The sequence below is a fragment of the Streptomyces sp. NPDC050560 genome, from assembly GCF_044457285.1.
Classification (GTDB): domain Bacteria; phylum Actinomycetota; class Actinomycetes; order Streptomycetales; family Streptomycetaceae; genus Streptomyces.
This window is the reverse complement of the sequence record NZ_JBITGT010000007.1, coordinates 469098-483163: the sequence shown is the minus strand read 5'-3', so window position 1 is coordinate 483163 and position 14066 is coordinate 469098. Positions and strand designations below refer to the sequence as shown.

The window sequence follows — 14066 nt, the reverse complement described above, 5'->3', positions numbered from 1 at the left end:
CGTGCTCGACTCGTTCTGGCCTTGCGGCCGCGGCGGCGCCCGGTGCCACGGGCGGGGGCGCGCGGGGGGGGGGGGGGGGGGCGGGCGGGGGGGGGGGGGCGCGGGCGGGGGGGGGGGGGGGCGCGGGCCCCCCTCCCCCCCAGCCCCTTCCGCCCCTCCCTCCCCTCCCGTTTGGCATCTGCTGGGGAACGGAGCCTCTAGTCTGGATGAGTGACGAGCCCGGAAGCCGAGTCCAGCCAGTCCCAGGTCCCTGAGGGCGCTCGCCCGGAGGCACAGCCGTCGGGTGCAGCCTCGCAGGAGCGCGCCGAGGGCGGTGAGCGGTCCGAAGCGGCGGGCGCCGGGCGTGGACGCGCGGGGCGGCACCGAGGGCGTTCGGGGGACGGCGAGGCGGCCGGTTCCTCCGAGGACGGCCGAGTCACCGGGGGCGGCGCCCCCGCGGGCAAAACCCGTCCCAGCCACGCCGCCCGCCCCGACCACGCGGCCGAGCCCGACGACGGCGCTGCACCGGCCGACGCCACCGCGCCCACCGACGCCGCCGTACCCACCGACGCCCCCGGCCCCAACGCCGACGCTTCTCCCACGACCGGCACCAGCCCCACCGATGCCGCTGCACCGGCCGACGCCGCTGCATCCACCGACGACGCCACCGCCACCGACGCCCCGGACTCCGCCGACACCTCAGCCCCCGACCCGGACTCAGCCCCCGACCCGGACTCAGCCCCCGACGCGGCCGATACCCCCGGCCCCACCGAAGATGACACCCCCGCCGCCGGGGGCGGTAAGCGGCCCGAGGAGCGGCTTGAGAGGGCCGTGCGGGCGGCGGAGCAGGCGTTGATCGAGTATGAGATCGCGTTGGAGACGTTCCGCGTCGAGGTGGAGAACTTCTCCCGGCTGCACCACCAGAAGCTCGGGCCGATGTATGCCAGGCTCGATGAGCTGGAGGCGCGCATAGCCGAGGCGAGGGCGGCGCGCAGTGGTGATCCCGAGGATGCGCGGGCGGCCGAGGAGGCGCGGGCCCGGGTGTTGCCGATGCCGGGGGTCGACGAGCTGTTCCACGACTGGATGGACGGCGACGGGCTGTCGGCCGAGGCTGCGGCGATGCTGACCGAGCAGACGGTGCGGCCGCCGAAGCGGGTGCGGCCGAGCGACGAGGCCCGCAAGCTCTACCGTGAGCTGGCGCGGGCGGCGCATCCCGACCTGGCGCAGGACGAGCGGGAGCGCAAGCGGCGGGACGAGTTCATCGCCCGGGTCAACGTGGCCTATCAGCGCGGGGACGAGGAACTGCTGCGCGAGTTGTCCCTTGAGTGGGCGGCGGGGTCTTCGGGGTCAGAGGAGGCGGGGCCGACTCCCAGCGAGGAGCTGTATGCGCGGCTCGAATGGCTGGCGCAGCGCAGGGAGTTGCTGGCTGTGGTCGCGTTCGAGCTGGAGGAGAGCGCGATCGGGTCCATGCTGAAGATGGCTCCCGACGATCCCGACCGGCTGCTGGACGAGATCGCGGAGCAGTTGCTCGCGCAGGTCGCGGAGCGTGAGGCGGAGCTTGCGGAGCTGCTGGGCTGAGCGGGCGGGGTCCGCGGGTCGGGTAGCGTCGGGGGCATGCCATTCGGATCAAGTGTGCCCACGGTCGCGGTCGGCGACGTCGTGGACGGAGATTTTCTGCTGGATGTCCGTGAGGACGACGAGTGGGAGGCGGGGCACGCCCAGGGCGCCCTGCACATCCCGATGAGCGAGTTCGCCGAGCGCTCCGGTGAGCTTGCCGATGCGGCTCCCGAGGGGGCCAAGGTGCATGTGATCTGCCGTTCCGGCGGGCGGTCCGCGCGGGTGACGGCGTTTCTGGTGCAGCAGGGTGTGGACGCCGTGAACGTGGACGGCGGGATGCAGATGTGGGAGGCGTCGGGGCGTTCCGTGGTCGACGACAAGGGGCAGCCGGGCGCCGTGGTGTGACGGCGCCGTGCCCCGGGGCGGGGGCGGTCAGCGGTCGAAGTCGAGGGTGACGGTCTCGGTGGTGGGGCGGGACTGGCAGGCGAGGACGAATCCGGCGTCGGTCTCCTCGGGTTCGAGGGCGAAGTTGCGGTCCATGCGGACGCCGCCCGAGTCGAGGTGGGCGCGGCAGGTGCCGCAGACTCCGCCCTTGCAGGCGTAGGGGGCGTCGGGGCGGTTGCGCAGGACGGCTTCGAGGAGGGTTTCGCCCTCGTGGAGCGGCCAGGTGCCCGAGCGGCCGTCGAGGCGTGCGGTGACGGTGCCCCGGGTGGGGGCGGTGTCGGCGGGCGGCGGTGGTGGAGCGCTGTCGACGTGGAAGATCTCCTCGTGGACGCGGGTGCGGGGGACTTTCAGGTCGCGCAGGGCGCGTTGGGCGTTCTGGACGAGGCCGAGGGGGCCGCAGAGGTACCAGCCGGTGATCGCCTCGGGGGTGAGCAGCAAGGGGAGCAGGGCGGTGAGGCGGTCGCGGTCGAGGCGGCCCGAGGGGAGTCCCGTCTCCTGCTGTTCGCGGGAGAGGACCGTGGCGATTTGGAACCGGTCGGGGTAGCGGTCCTTCAGGTCGGCGACGTCGTCGAGGAACATCGTGGAGCCCGTGGTGCGGTCGCCGCGCAGGAGGCAGAAGCGGGCCTCCGGTTCCTGTCGCAGCAGGGTGGCGGCGATGGACAGTACGGGGGTGATGCCGCTGCCGCCGACGACGGCCGCGTAGTGCCCGGGCGCGGGGGTGAGGGTGAAGCGTCCCGCGGGGGTCATGGTGTCGATGGTGTCGCCGGGGGCGATCTTCTTGTGGGCGTAGCTGGAGAAGGCGCCGCCCTCGACGAGCCGGACGCCGATGCGCAGGGCCGTGGGGCCTTCGGGGCCGGGGGCGGGTGAGCAGATCGAGTAGGTGCGGCGGATCTCGGTGCCGTCGGTGTCGCGGGTGCGCAGGGTGAGGTGCTGTCCTGGCTGGTGCCGGTAGGTGTCGCGCAGAGCGGGCGGGACGGCGAGGGTGAGGGCGACGGCGTCGTCGGTGAGCTGTTCTACGGCCGCCACGCGGAGCGGGTGGAAGCGGGCCATCACAGCTCCTTGAAGTGGTCGAAGGGTTCGCGGCAGTCGAGGCAGCGGCGCAGTGCCTTGCAGGCGGTGGCGGAGAAGCGGCTGAGCAGTTCGGTGTCCGTGGAGCCGCAGTGGGGGCAGCGCAGCGGGGGCCCGGCGTCGGGGGCGGTGCCGTCGGTGGTGCGGGTGGGGCCGAGGGTGAGGGTGACGGGGCTGCCCGGGGTGTGGGGGCGGGGTGGGGCTATGCCCGCTTCGTGGAGTTTGCGGCGGCCTTCGGGGGAGATGTCGTCGGTGCTCCATGCCGGGGTGAGGACGCGGCGGACGGTGACGTGGGGGATGCCGTGGTCGTGGAGGACCCGTTCGATGTCGTCGGCCATGGTCTCGATGGCGGGGCAGCCGGTGTAGGTGGGGGTCAGTTCGACCTCGGCGGTGTCGGGGCCGGGGGCGCGGACGCCGCGGACGATGCCGAGTTCGCTGAGGGTGACGACGGGGAGTTCGGGGTCGGGTACGGAGCCGGCGAGGCGGTGCAGTTCGGCTTCGAGCGGGGTCATGGCGCCGGTCACCAGGAGGCTCCCGGGTGGCTGCGGTGGAGGTGCTGCATCTCGGCGAGCATCGGTCCGAAGGGCTCGGTGTGCAGGCCCTGGCGTCCGGCGCCCGCGGTCCAGGCGCCGGTGCGGGGGCCGGTGGGGACGGTGAGGGTGGCCGGGGTGAGGGTGGCGGCGACGCTGTCGAGCCAGGTCTTGTCGAGTCCTGTCCAGTCGACGGGGAGGTCCGCGAGGGGCTGGAACAGTTCGCCGGTGTAGCGCCAGAGCGCGTCGCAGGCGGTCTGCATGCGCAGGTGGCTCTCCTCGGTGCCGTCGCCGAGGCGGAGCGTCCACTGCCGTGCGTGGTCCTGGTGGTACGCGGTCTCCTTGACGGCCTTGGCGGCGAGGGGCGCGAGGGGGTGGTCGGCGGTGGCGAGGCCCTCGTACAGGAACTGCTGGTAGGTGGAGAAGTAGAGCTGGCGGGCGATGGTGTGGGCGAAGTCGCCGTTCGGCTGCTCGACGAGCTGGGTGTTGCGGAAGGCGCGTTCCTCGCGGAGGTAGGCGAGTTCGTCCTCGTCGCCGACGAGGGAGAGCAGGACGCGGGCCTGGCCGAGGAGGTCGAGGGCGATGTTGGCGAGGGCGACCTCCTCTTCGAGTACGGGGGCGTGTCCCGCCCATTCGCCGAGGCGGTGGGAGAGCACGAGGGCGTCGTCGCCGAGGGCGAGGGCCGCGGGGGGCGCGGTGGTGGTCACAGGTGCTTCACTCCCTCCGGGATGTCGTAGAACGTGGGGTGGCGGTAGGGCTTGTCGGCGGCGGGCTCGAAGAAGGGGTCCTTCTCGTCGGGTGAGGAGGCCGTGATGGCGGCGGAGGGCACGACCCAGAGGGAGACGCCCTCGCCGCGGCGGGTGTAGAGGTCGCGGGCGTTGCGCAGGGCCAGCTCGGCGTCAGGGGCGTGGAGGCTGCCCGCGTGGGTGTGGGAGAGGCCGCGGCGTGAGCGCACGAAGACCTCCCAGAGGGGCCAGTCCCGGGTGTCGCTCATGCGGGTGCCTTTCGCTGGGCGGCCGCGGCCGTGTGCTTGCGGGTGTGGGCGGTGGCGGCCTCGCGGACCCAGGCGCCCTCGTCGTGGGCGCGGCGGCGCTGGGTGAGGCGCTGTTCGTTGCAGGGGCCGTTGCCCTTCAGGACGTCGCGGAACTCGGTCCAGTCGATGGCGCCGAAGTCGTGGTGCCCGCGCTCCTCGTTCCAGACCAGGTCGGGGTCGGGGAGGGTGAGGCCGAGGGCCTCGGCCTGGGGGACGCAGATGTCGACGAAGCGCTGGCGCAGTTCGTCGTTGGAGTGGCGCTTGATCTTCCAGGCCATGGACTGGGCGGAGTGGGACGACTCGTCGTCGGGCGGCCCGAACATCATCAGGGAGGGCCACCACCAGCGGTCGACGGCGTCCTGGGCCATGGCGTGCTGGGCCTCGGTGCCCCGGGAGAGGGCGAGCAGCAGCTCGTACCCCTGGCGCTGGTGGAAGGACTCCTCCTTGCAGATACGGACCATCGCGCGGGCGTAGGGGCCGTAGGAGCAGCGGCAGAGCGGGACTTGGTTGGTGATCGCGGCGCCGTCGACGAGCCAGCCGATGGCGCCGACGTCGGCCCAGGTGAGGGTGGGGTAGTTGAAGATCGAGGAGTACTTCTGGCGGCCGCTGTGGAGCTGGTCGAGGAGGGTGTCGCGGGAGGTGCCGAGCGTTTCCGCGGCGCTGTAGAGGTAGAGGCCGTGGCCCGCCTCGTCCTGGACCTTGGCCATGAGGATGGCCTTGCGCCGCAGGGAGGGGGCGCGGGTGATCCAGTTGGCCTCGGGCTGCATGCCGATGATCTCGGAGTGGGCGTGCTGGGCCATCTGGCGGACGAGGGTGCTGCGGTAGGCGTCGGGCATCCAGTCGCGGGGCTCGATGCGCTCGTCGGCGGCGACGGTGGCCTCGAAGACGGCCTCTCCCGCCGGGTCGGGGGCGCCGGGGGGTGTCTGGGGTGCGCGGTGGGTGGTTGATGTCGTCATGCCGTCCCCTCGGTCGCCGTGCTCGCCATCCCTACCGACCGATCGTTCGGTCTGCTCTCATGGTCAGTTACGGGTCCGTACGGTGTCAAGCCTGTGGATAACTCGCCCGGCCCCCGCCGCGAGGCCCCGGGTCGGTACGGTGCTGGTGCGACGCGGGCGTGCCCGCCGCCGGTCCCGCGCACGGCCGGGACCCGTGACACCGCCGGTGTGCCCGCGCGGCGCTCCGCCCCATAGGGTCGGCGCGTGCCGTTGGCGGCACGACGACGGCGGACCACGACGGGACCGGGATCGGACACCGGGGACGGAACGGGGCGTGATGGACTCGTACGGCGGGAGCGCCGAGGGCGCTCGGGACGCCGGGGCGGCGGCCGAGGACACCGGGGATACGGCCGGTACGGCCGGTACGGCGCCCGGGGCGGACAAGCTGCCCGGGGCGGAGGGAGCACCCGAAACACCCGAAGCACCCGAGGCGCACGGCGCGCACGGCGCGGGCGAGGCCCCCGGAACCGGCGCGCGCGCCGTGGGCCGGCCGCCAGGCCCCCGCTCGCCCGGGCCACCACCGGACGACACGAGCGACACGAGCGGTACGGACCCCGCGGACCCCGCGGACGGAACAGGCGCCGCCGAAGCCCCCGACGCCGCGGACACCGACCCCTCCGACCCGCGCACCCCGCCCGATCCCCCGCCCGACCCCCCACGCGGCATCGAGGGCCTGTCCTTCCGGTACCGGATGGTGGCCGTGCTGGCGCTCACGGTGGTCACCGTCGGGGTGCTGGTGCACCTGGCGCTCGTCTTCCTGCACGTGGCGCCGTCGAACACGCTCACCCAGCAGCATGGGGACCTCGTCGGCAACTGGATATACCCGGAGTTCGAGCAGAACTGGAAGCTTTTCGCGCCCGATCCGCTGCAACAGAACATCCATGTGCAGGTTCGGACCGTGCGGGCGTCCGACGCCGGTGACAGGACCACCTCCGGCTGGTACGACCTGACCGCGCAGGACGCCGCGGACATCGACCACAACCCGCTGCCGAGCCATGTCACACAGAACGAACTCCGCAGGGCCTGGGAGTTCTTCACGTCCTCGCACGACAGCGACAACCGCCCGGTCGGATCGCGCGGCCGGCTCTCCGAGCAGTACCTGCGCCGCATCCTCGTCATGCGGCTCTCGCGCATCGGCGACACCGCCGACGACGCCGACGACGGCGATACGGGCGCCGGGAGCGCCAAGGGCGCCGGAGGAGTGATCGAACGTGTTCAGGTCCGCTCGATGACGACCAATGTGCAGATGCCGGACTGGACGGGCAAGCAGGTCGACACCAAGCCCCGTTACCGCACCCTGCCCTGGTGGGACGTCGGCCCCGCGGACGTACCGCTGGGCGGGGAGAACGTCGTGCGCACCCCGGCGGAGGCACGGTGAGCGGCGTCGAGCAGCGCGTGCGGGGCGCCATCTCCCGCATCACGGGCACGGTGTTCGGGGCCCGCCAGTCCGCCGTGGTCAGGGTCGGTTTCTCGCTGACCTGGCTGGCGTTCCTGATACGGGAGTTCCCGCACCGCCAGGAGCTGTACGGGCCCGAGGCGCCCTGGAGCTGGTCCATGGCGCACGAGTTCATCCGTGGCAACGGCGCCTTCACCGCGCTGATGTGGACCGACGCCCAGGTGTGGTTCGAGGTCGTCTACGCGCTGGCGATGGTGTCGGCGGCGCTGCTGCTCGTCGGCTGGCACACGCGCGCGATGTCGGTGCTGTTCATGCTGGGCGTGCTGTCGCTGGAGAACCGCAGCATCTTCATGAGCGACGGCGGTGACAACGTCCTGCATGTGATGTCGATCTACCTCGTGCTCACCCGCTGCGGCCGGGTCTGGTCGCTGGACGCGCGCAGGGAGCGCCGTGCCGCCGCGGCACGCGCGGGTGGCGGGCGCCCGTCGGCCGACGCGGGCCCGGTGCTGTGGGGGGTGCTCGGCCTCGCGCTGCTGGTGCTCAGCTTCGAGGGCACGCTGGGCTGGGGCTGGCTGCTGGTCCTCTGGGGCCTGTGGGTGGGGCACGGGCTGTGGTGGGCCGCCGGGCGGTGGGCGCCCGACGGGGAGCCGCGGCTGCTGCTCGACATCGTCGCGACCCTCGCGCACAACGCCGGGCTCGTCGTGATCATGGCGGAGGCGTGTCTGATCTACGCCACCGCGGGCTGGTACAAGATCCAGGGCGGCCGCTGGGAGGACGGGACCGCCGTCTACTACCCGCTGCACCTCGACTACTTCTCGCCGTGGCCCGCGCTGTCCGACGCGCTGGGCGCGTTCAGCATCGTGGTGCTGCTGATCACATATGGCACCGTGATCGCCCAAGTGGCGTTCCCGTTCACGCTCTTTAACCGCAAGGTCAAGAACGTACTGCTGGTGATCATGATGTGTGAGCACCTGGTCATCGCGATCACGCTGGGGCTGCCTTTCTTCTCGATGGCGATGATCGCCGCCGACGCGGTGTTCCTGCCGACCGCGTTCCTGACCTGGGCGGGCCGCACGGTGCTGCGGACGCGCGACCGGCTCGCGCCCCCGGGGCGGCGCGGCGCGGAGCCGCAGCCGGGCGGCGGCGCAGCGGAGGCCGTGCCGGGGCCCGCGGCCCCCCGGGCGGGCGCCGGGCGGTGACCTGCCGCGCATAGGCTGCGCGGATGCACGACGAGCGGGAGTGGGACGGGCGGTCCATGGCCGCCGGGGACGGCGCCGAGGACGCGGCGGGGCTCTGGCGGCGGCTTGCCGGGCAGGGGGCCGTGCTGCTCGACGGCTTCCACGCCCTGAAGCACGCGCTGCGCTTCGGCGCGACGGTGCCGGTGGCGCTCGCCGCCGACCTGCCCGCCGCGCTCGACCTCGCCGGGTCCCTGGCGCCCGACATGCGCGATGTGCTCGCCGCGCGCCTCGTACCGACGCCGCAGCCGCTGCTGCGGTCGCTGGTGCCCAGGCCGCATCCGACCGGGGTGGCGGCGCTCGCGCTGCGCCCGCCGCGCGCGGCGAACCTGGCGGCGCTGGCGCGGCTGCCCCGTACCGCCCCCGTGGTGCTGCTGGACAACCCCCGCCACCTCGGCAACGCCGGGGCCGTGGTCCGGCTCGCCGCGGGCCTCGGGGTGACCGGGGTGGCCACCACGGGCTCCCTCGACCCCTGGCACCCCGCGGTCGTACGCGGCGGTGCCGGGCTGCACTTCGCGACGCCCGTGGAGCGGGTGGAGCCGGACGCGCTGCCGCCGGGGCCGCTGTTCGCGCTGGACGCGGAGGGCGACGACATCCGGGGCGTGGCGCTGCCCGACGACGCCGTGCTCGCCTTCGGCTCGGAGCGCTCGGGCCTCTCGCCCGCGGTGCGCGCCCGGGCCGAGCGCCTTGTGTCCCTGCCGATGCGCCCCCGCGTGTCCAGCTACAACCTGGCGACGAGCGCCGCCATGGCGCTCTTCCACTGGTCCTCGGGGGCCGCGCCGCGCCCCTGAGGCGGCGGGCTACACCGGGCGGCGGACCTCCACGACCCGGAACCGCTCGGCGACGAACGCCGCGTCGCACAGCGCCGCGTTGGCCGCCGGATTGCCGCCCGAGCCGTGCAGGTCGGAGAAGGCGGCGGTCTGGTTCACGTAGACGCCGCCCGTCAGGTTCAGCGAGAGCTGGGCGCACTCGTCGAGGCACGCCTCCTCGACGGCGCGGGCGACCTCGTCGGACGTGGTGTACGCGCTGACGGTCATGGCGCCGCGCTCGGCGATCGTGCGCCGCAGCAGCGCCACGGCGTCCTCTGCGGAGTCGACGGCGACGGCGAAGGAGACGGGGCCGAAGCACTCGGCCAGGTAGGGGGCGTCCGCGTCGCCCGCCGCGGCGTCCGCGCGGATGATCAGCGGGGTGCGCACGACCGCGTCAGGGAACTCGGGGTGGGTGATCTCGCGGCTGGCGAACGCGACGTCGCCCAGCTCAGCGGCCCCGCCGAGCCGGGCCTTCACGTCCGCGTTGACGAGGGCGCCGAGCAGGCCGGCGGCGCGGGCGTCGTCGCCGAGGAGCGCGTCGATCTCGGCGCCGAGGTCCGCGACGACCTCGTCGAACGTGCGGTGCCCCGCGTCGGTGTCGATGCCGGAGCGCGGGATGAGCAGATTCTGCGGGGTGGTGCACATCTGGCCGCTGTAGAGGGACAGCGAGAACGCGAGGTTGGCGAGCATGCCGCGGTAGTCGTCCGTGGAGTGGACGACGACCGTGTTGACCCCCGCCTTCTCCGTGTAGACGCGGGCCTGGCGGGCGTGGGTCTCCAGCCACTCGCCGAAGGCGGTGGAGCCGGTGTAGTCGATGATCCTGACGTCCGGGTGGACGGCGAGGGCCTTGGCGACGCCCTCGTCGGGGTGCTCGGCGGCGAGGGCGACCAGGTCGGGGGAGAAGCCGGCCTCGGCGAGCACGTCGCGAGCGACGGCCACGGTGAGGGCGAGCGGGAGCACCGCGCGCGGATGGGGCTTCACCAGGACCGGATTGCCGGTGGCGAGGGAGGCGAAGAGGCCCGGGTAGCCGTTCCACGTCGGGAAGGTGTTGCAGCCGATGACCAGGGCGATGCCGCGGGGGACGGGGGTGAAGCGCTTGTCGAGGACCAGCGGGTCGCGCTTGCCCTGCGGCTTGGTCCAGCGGGCGGCGGCGGGGGCGCGGGTCTGCTCGCCGAAGGCCACGGCGACCGCTTCGAGGCCGCGGTCCTGCGCGTGCGGCCCGCCCGCCTGCATCGCCATCATGAACCCCTGGCCGGTGGTGTGCATGACGGCCTGCGCGAACTCGTGCGTACGGGCGCTGATCCTGGCCAGGATCTCCAGGCAGACCAGGGCGCGGGTCTCGGGCCCCGCGTCCCGCCACGCGGGCAGGCCGGCGCGCATGGCGGGCAGCAGCACCCGCAGGTCGGGGTGGGGGTAGGTGATGCCGAGCTTGGGCCCGTAGGGCGAGACCTCGCCGCCGACCCAGTCGTCCGTGCCGGGCTGGCCGGTGTCGAGCCTGGTGCCCAGCAGGGCGTCGAACGCCGCCTTGCCCTCCGCGAGGCTGAGGCTGCCGTCGCCGTACGCCTTCGGGTGCTCGGGGTGGGGGGACCAGTACGCGCGCGTGCCGATCGTCTCCAGGGCGCTCTCCAGCGTGGCACGGTGCCTCTCGGCGAGCTGGGCGGGGGTGAGCGTGGCTGCCATGCGGGACCAACTCCTCGGGTGACGCGGCTCTCAGGTCCTGTCCTGTCGAACGAGCTGGGCGGGAACGTCCGGACACGGTTAGAGTAACCGAACGATCGGTCGGGACAAGGGGGCCCGCCCAACCTGTGGAAAACCCGTGCGGGAGGATCGCGGCCATGACAGGACTCGATGCCGGAAGCGCCGTCGCGGTCGTCGGAACGGGCACGATGGGCCAGGGAATCGCGCAGGTCGCGCTCCTGGGGGGCCACCAGGTCCTGCTCCACGACAGCGCGGAGGGCCGCGCCAGGGCCGCCGCCGAGGGCATCGCGGCGCGGCTGGCCAGGCTGGTCGAGAAGGAGCGCCTGACGGCCGCGGAACGGGACGCCGCGCTCGCCGGGCTGCGCACGGCCGAGCGGCCCGCGGACCTCGCGGCGGCAGCTCTCGTGGTGGAGGCCGTCGTCGAGCGGCTCGATGTGAAACGGGCCCTGCTCAGCGGACTTGAGGAGATCGTCGACGACGACTGCCTCCTCGCCACCAACACCTCGTCCCTGTCGGTCACCGCGATCGGCGGGGCGCTGCGCGAGCCAGGGCGCCTGGTCGGGCTGCACTTCTTCAACCCGGTGCCGCTGCTGCCCCTCGTCGAGGTCGTCTCGGGCGTCGCCACCGACGAGGCAGCCGCCACGCGCGCGTACGCGACGGCCCGCGCCTGGGGCAAGACACCGGTGCGCTGCGCCGACACCCCCGGGTTCATCGTGAACCGCGTCGCGCGCCCCTTCTACGCCGAGGCGCTGCGGCTCTACGAGGAGAACGTGGCGGACCCCGCCACCATCGACGCGGTGCTGCGCGAGAGCGGGGGCTTCCGCATGGGCCCGTTCGAGCTGATGGACCTCATCGGGCAGGACGTCAACGAGGCGGTGACGCGTTCTGTGTGGGAGGCGTTCCACCACGACCCGCGCTTCGCCCCCTCGTCCGCGCAGCGCCGCCTGGTCGAGGCGGGTCTGCTCGGCCGCAAGTCGGGGCGCGGCTGGTACGCGTACGGGGACGGCGCCGAGCGGCCCGCGCCGCGCACCGAGCCGCCCACCGCGCCGCCCGCGCGCGTAGGTGTCCACGGCCGCCCCACGGGCCCGCTCCGGGTGCTGGTGGAGATGCTGGCGGAGGCCGGGATCGAGACGGAGCGCGACCGCACGCCGAACTACGCGGACTCCTTCGTCGCCCTGCCGCACGGCGCGAAGCTGTCGGTCACCCAGGGGGATACCGCGACCGGCGAGGTCACGGGGCCCGCGGTCCTGGTGGACCTGGCGCTCGACTACCGCGCGTGCACGCGCGTGGCGCTCGCCGCGGGCGACGACGCGGACCCGGCGGACCTGGCGGCGGCGGTCGGCCTCTTCCAGCGGCTCGGCAAGGACGTCAGCGTCGTCGACGACGCCCCCGGCATGATCGTCGCCCGTACCGTCGCGATGCTGGCCGACTTCGCGCTCGACGCCGAGGGCCGCGGGATCGCCACGGGCGAGGACATCGACACCGCGATGCGGCTCGGCGTGAACTACCCGCGCGGGCCGCTCGCCTGGGGCGCGGAGCTGGGCGCGCGCTGGGTCGGCCAGACGCTGAGCTGTCTGAACGACGCCTACCCGGGCGGGCGTTACGGGGCGTCGCCGTGGCTGTCGCGCCGCGGCCATCTGGACTACAAGCGCGAGCTGGGCAGGTGAGGGACGGATGGCGACCCCCAAGAGGGACACGTACACCCCGCAGTCGCTCCTTGAGGTGGCCGTGGCCGTCTTCAACGAGCGCGGCTACGACGGCACGTCGATGGAGCACCTGTCCCGGGCGGCGGGCATCTCCAAGTCGTCGATCTACCACCACGTGTCGGGCAAGGAGGAGCTGCTGCGGCGCGCGGTCAGCCGCGCCCTCGACGGCCTCTTCGCCATCCTCGACGAGGAGCACGCGCGCGTGGGCCGCGCCTCGGCGCGTCTTGAGTACGTGACCCGGCGCATGGTGCAGGTGCTCACCGCCGAGCTGCCGTACGTGACGCTGCTGCTGCGGGTGCGCGGCAACACCGGCACCGAGCGCTGGGCCCTGGAGCGCCGCAGGGAGTTCGACCACCGGGTCGCCGACGTGCTGGCGGCGGCCGTCGCGGAGGGCGACGTACGCTCCGACGTCGACGGCAGGCTCGCCACCCGGCTGGTCTTCGGGATGATCAACTCCTTGGTGGAGTGGTACCGGCCGGGCGGCGGCGCGGCCCGCGACACGGAGGTGGCGGACGCCGTGGTGAGCCTCGTCTTCGACGGCCTGCGCGCCCCCGGCACCACCTGAGGGACCGGGGCTTCCCACGGCCCGGCACGGCCCTCAGCCGGGCGGCGCCCGCCCGCGCAGACGGGGGCCCTATCCCGGCACGGGCCGCGGCACGCGGGGCGCAGGTTCCCACCTCCGCGCGGACCACGACTGGCAGGGCCCCGGTCCCGGCACCGGCAAAGGCACGCAAGACTCCGGCCCCGGCACCGCCCGCGGCCCGCGCCGCTCCCCCTTCTGACGCGGCCCGCCCCGCTCCCCCTCCCGACGCGGCCCGCCCCACCCCGGCTCAGATCTCCGGTTCCAGGTCCTCCTCCTCGAACACCAGCAGCGTGCGGGTGCTCAGGACCTCGGGGATGGCCTGGATACGGGTGAGGACCAGTTCGCGCAGCGCCCTGTTGTCGGCCGAGTGCACCAGCAGCAGCACGTCGAAGTCGCCGCTGACCAGGGCGATATGGGTGGCGCCCGGCAGGCCGGTCAGCTCGCGGCGCACGGTGCGCCACGAGTTCTGCACGATCTTGAGGGTGATGTAGGCGGAGGCGCCCTTCCCGGCCCGCTCGTGGTGAATCCTGGCGCCGAAGCCGCGGATCACCCGGTCCTCCACGAGCCGGTTGATCCTGGCGTACGCATTGGCACGGGAGACATGGGCGCGCTCGGCCACGGACCGTATCGAGGCACGGCCGTCGGCCTGGAGCATCTGGAGGATGTCCCGGTCGATCGAGTCCAGCGGGCGTGGCGGCCCCGGGTCCTGCGGCTCCTCGGCGGCGCCCGCCTCCCGCTCGTCACCCGGCGGCTCGTCGCCGCGGCCCCGGCGGCCCCGCGGCGGCCGGCCCCCCTGGCGCTCCTCGCCCGGGTCCTCGGCCAATTGTTCAGGTGCCATGTCCCCCCACCTCTCTACCATGGACGCACTGCATCCATCTCAGGCTGTGCAGAACCGTTTGTCCACAGGCTGAGGGTGCATGTAGCCAAAATGCGTCGTCGACCGAACAATCGGTAGGTGAGGCGCTGCGCCGTGGCGCGGCCTCCGCCCGCTCCCCTGGGGAGACCCGTCCACGAGGAGGTGCACACGGTGAAG

General features: G+C 73.7%; 13 protein-coding genes and 1 pseudogene. 7 read left to right on the top strand and 7 right to left on the bottom strand.

The genetic code is table 11. From position 1 onward, the window contains the following. Window positions 1-774 precede the first annotated feature (774 nt). Window positions 775-1557: pseudogene (locus tag ACIBIW_RS19270) on the top strand (hypothetical protein); the annotation flags it as partial. 54 nt (window positions 1558-1611) lie between these two features. Then, window positions 1612-1941 (top strand): rhodanese-like domain-containing protein, encoded by a 330-nt coding sequence (locus tag ACIBIW_RS19265; protein ID WP_399337638.1) that lies wholly within the window; start codon window positions 1612-1614, stop codon window positions 1939-1941. A 27-nt stretch (window positions 1942-1968) separates the two neighbouring features. Here the strand turns inward: ACIBIW_RS19265 and ACIBIW_RS19260 are convergent, their stop codons facing one another. Genes ACIBIW_RS19260 through paaA form a run of 5 tightly spaced genes read right to left on the bottom strand, consistent with a single transcriptional unit; the run spans window position 1969 to window position 5567 of the window. Then, window positions 1969-3030: a 2Fe-2S iron-sulfur cluster-binding protein gene (locus tag ACIBIW_RS19260; RefSeq protein ID WP_399337593.1), complete on the bottom strand. Its 1062-nt coding sequence runs from the start codon at window positions 3028-3030 to the stop codon at window positions 1969-1971. Continuing rightward, window positions 3030-3575 carry a 1,2-phenylacetyl-CoA epoxidase subunit PaaD gene (gene paaD / locus ACIBIW_RS19255; RefSeq protein WP_399337637.1) on the bottom strand — a complete coding sequence of 182 codons (546 nt, stop codon included), beginning with the start codon at window positions 3573-3575 and terminating at the stop codon, window positions 3030-3032. The genes ACIBIW_RS19260 and paaD overlap by 1 nt, the downstream gene beginning before the upstream one ends. Further along, entirely contained in the window at window positions 3569-4285 is a 717-nt protein-coding gene (gene paaC / locus ACIBIW_RS19250; protein ID WP_399337591.1) for a 1,2-phenylacetyl-CoA epoxidase subunit PaaC, read from the bottom strand. Before paaC ends, paaD begins: the two co-directional genes overlap by 7 nt. Continuing rightward, window positions 4282-4572 carry a 1,2-phenylacetyl-CoA epoxidase subunit PaaB gene (gene paaB, locus ACIBIW_RS19245; protein WP_399337589.1) on the bottom strand — a complete coding sequence of 97 codons (291 nt, stop codon included), beginning with the start codon at window positions 4570-4572 and terminating at the stop codon, window positions 4282-4284. Before paaB ends, paaC begins: the two co-directional genes overlap by 4 nt. Continuing rightward, complete coding sequence (gene paaA, locus ACIBIW_RS19240; protein WP_399337587.1) at window positions 4569-5567, bottom strand: 1,2-phenylacetyl-CoA epoxidase subunit PaaA; 999 nt, start codon at window positions 5565-5567, stop codon at window positions 4569-4571. The genes paaB and paaA overlap by 4 nt, the downstream gene beginning before the upstream one ends. A 316-nt stretch (window positions 5568-5883) precedes the next feature. Here paaA and ACIBIW_RS19235 point away from each other — a divergent pair, with 316 nt between their 5' ends. Genes ACIBIW_RS19235 through ACIBIW_RS19225 form a run of 3 tightly spaced genes read left to right on the top strand, consistent with a single transcriptional unit; the run spans window position 5884 to window position 9028 of the window. After that, the gene (locus tag ACIBIW_RS19235) at window positions 5884-6984 is read left to right on the top strand and encodes a DUF5819 family protein (RefSeq protein ID WP_399337636.1); all 1101 of its coding nucleotides are present in this window, start codon (window positions 5884-5886) and stop codon (window positions 6982-6984) included. Further along, the gene (locus ACIBIW_RS19230; protein WP_399337585.1) at window positions 6981-8201 is read left to right on the top strand and encodes an HTTM domain-containing protein; all 1221 of its coding nucleotides are present in this window, start codon (window positions 6981-6983) and stop codon (window positions 8199-8201) included. The genes ACIBIW_RS19235 and ACIBIW_RS19230 overlap by 4 nt, the downstream gene beginning before the upstream one ends. A 23-nt stretch (window positions 8202-8224) precedes the next feature. Then, complete coding sequence (locus ACIBIW_RS19225) at window positions 8225-9028, top strand: TrmH family RNA methyltransferase (protein ID WP_399337583.1); 804 nt, start codon at window positions 8225-8227, stop codon at window positions 9026-9028. A 9-nt stretch (window positions 9029-9037) separates the two neighbouring features. Here ACIBIW_RS19225 and paaN read toward each other — a convergent pair whose 3' ends face one another. Next, window positions 9038-10726, bottom strand: a complete 1689-nt coding sequence (gene paaN / locus ACIBIW_RS19220) for a phenylacetic acid degradation protein PaaN (RefSeq protein WP_399337581.1) — start codon at window positions 10724-10726, stop codon at window positions 9038-9040. Between the two features lie 155 nt (window positions 10727-10881). Between paaN and ACIBIW_RS19215 the strand changes: the two genes are divergently transcribed. Beyond that, window positions 10882-12411, top strand: a complete 1530-nt coding sequence (locus tag ACIBIW_RS19215) for a 3-hydroxyacyl-CoA dehydrogenase (RefSeq protein ID WP_399337579.1) — start codon at window positions 10882-10884, stop codon at window positions 12409-12411. Between the two features lie 7 nt (window positions 12412-12418). Further along, a complete protein-coding gene (locus ACIBIW_RS19210) occupies window positions 12419-13015 on the top strand; it encodes a TetR/AcrR family transcriptional regulator (protein WP_399337577.1) in 597 nt (198 codons plus the stop codon). A 265-nt stretch (window positions 13016-13280) separates the two neighbouring features. On the opposite strand, the gene ACIBIW_RS19205 is transcribed toward ACIBIW_RS19210, so the two are convergent. Further along, complete coding sequence (locus ACIBIW_RS19205; RefSeq protein WP_399337575.1) at window positions 13281-13871, bottom strand: Lrp/AsnC family transcriptional regulator; 591 nt, start codon at window positions 13869-13871, stop codon at window positions 13281-13283. Window positions 13872-14066: the final 195 nt, after the last annotated feature.

Coding starts and splice junctions, on each gene's coding strand:
- paaA (WP_399337587.1), bottom strand. CDS start 5,567: ATGACGACATCAACCACCCACCGCGCACCCCAGACACCCCCCGGCGCC.
- ACIBIW_RS19205 (WP_399337575.1), bottom strand. CDS start 13,871: ATGGCACCTGAACAATTGGCCGAGGACCCGGGCGAGGAGCGCCAGGGG.
- paaN (WP_399337581.1), bottom strand. CDS start 10,726: ATGGCAGCCACGCTCACCCCCGCCCAGCTCGCCGAGAGGCACCGTGCC.
- paaB (WP_399337589.1), bottom strand. CDS start 4,572: ATGAGCGACACCCGGGACTGGCCCCTCTGGGAGGTCTTCGTGCGCTCA.
- ACIBIW_RS19260 (WP_399337593.1), bottom strand. CDS start 3,030: ATGGCCCGCTTCCACCCGCTCCGCGTGGCGGCCGTAGAACAGCTCACC.
- ACIBIW_RS19215 (WP_399337579.1), top strand. CDS start 10,882: ATGACAGGACTCGATGCCGGAAGCGCCGTCGCGGTCGTCGGAACGGGC.
- ACIBIW_RS19235 (WP_399337636.1), top strand. CDS start 5,884: ATGGACTCGTACGGCGGGAGCGCCGAGGGCGCTCGGGACGCCGGGGCG.
- ACIBIW_RS19210 (WP_399337577.1), top strand. CDS start 12,419: ATGGCGACCCCCAAGAGGGACACGTACACCCCGCAGTCGCTCCTTGAG.
- ACIBIW_RS19225 (WP_399337583.1), top strand. CDS start 8,225: ATGCACGACGAGCGGGAGTGGGACGGGCGGTCCATGGCCGCCGGGGAC.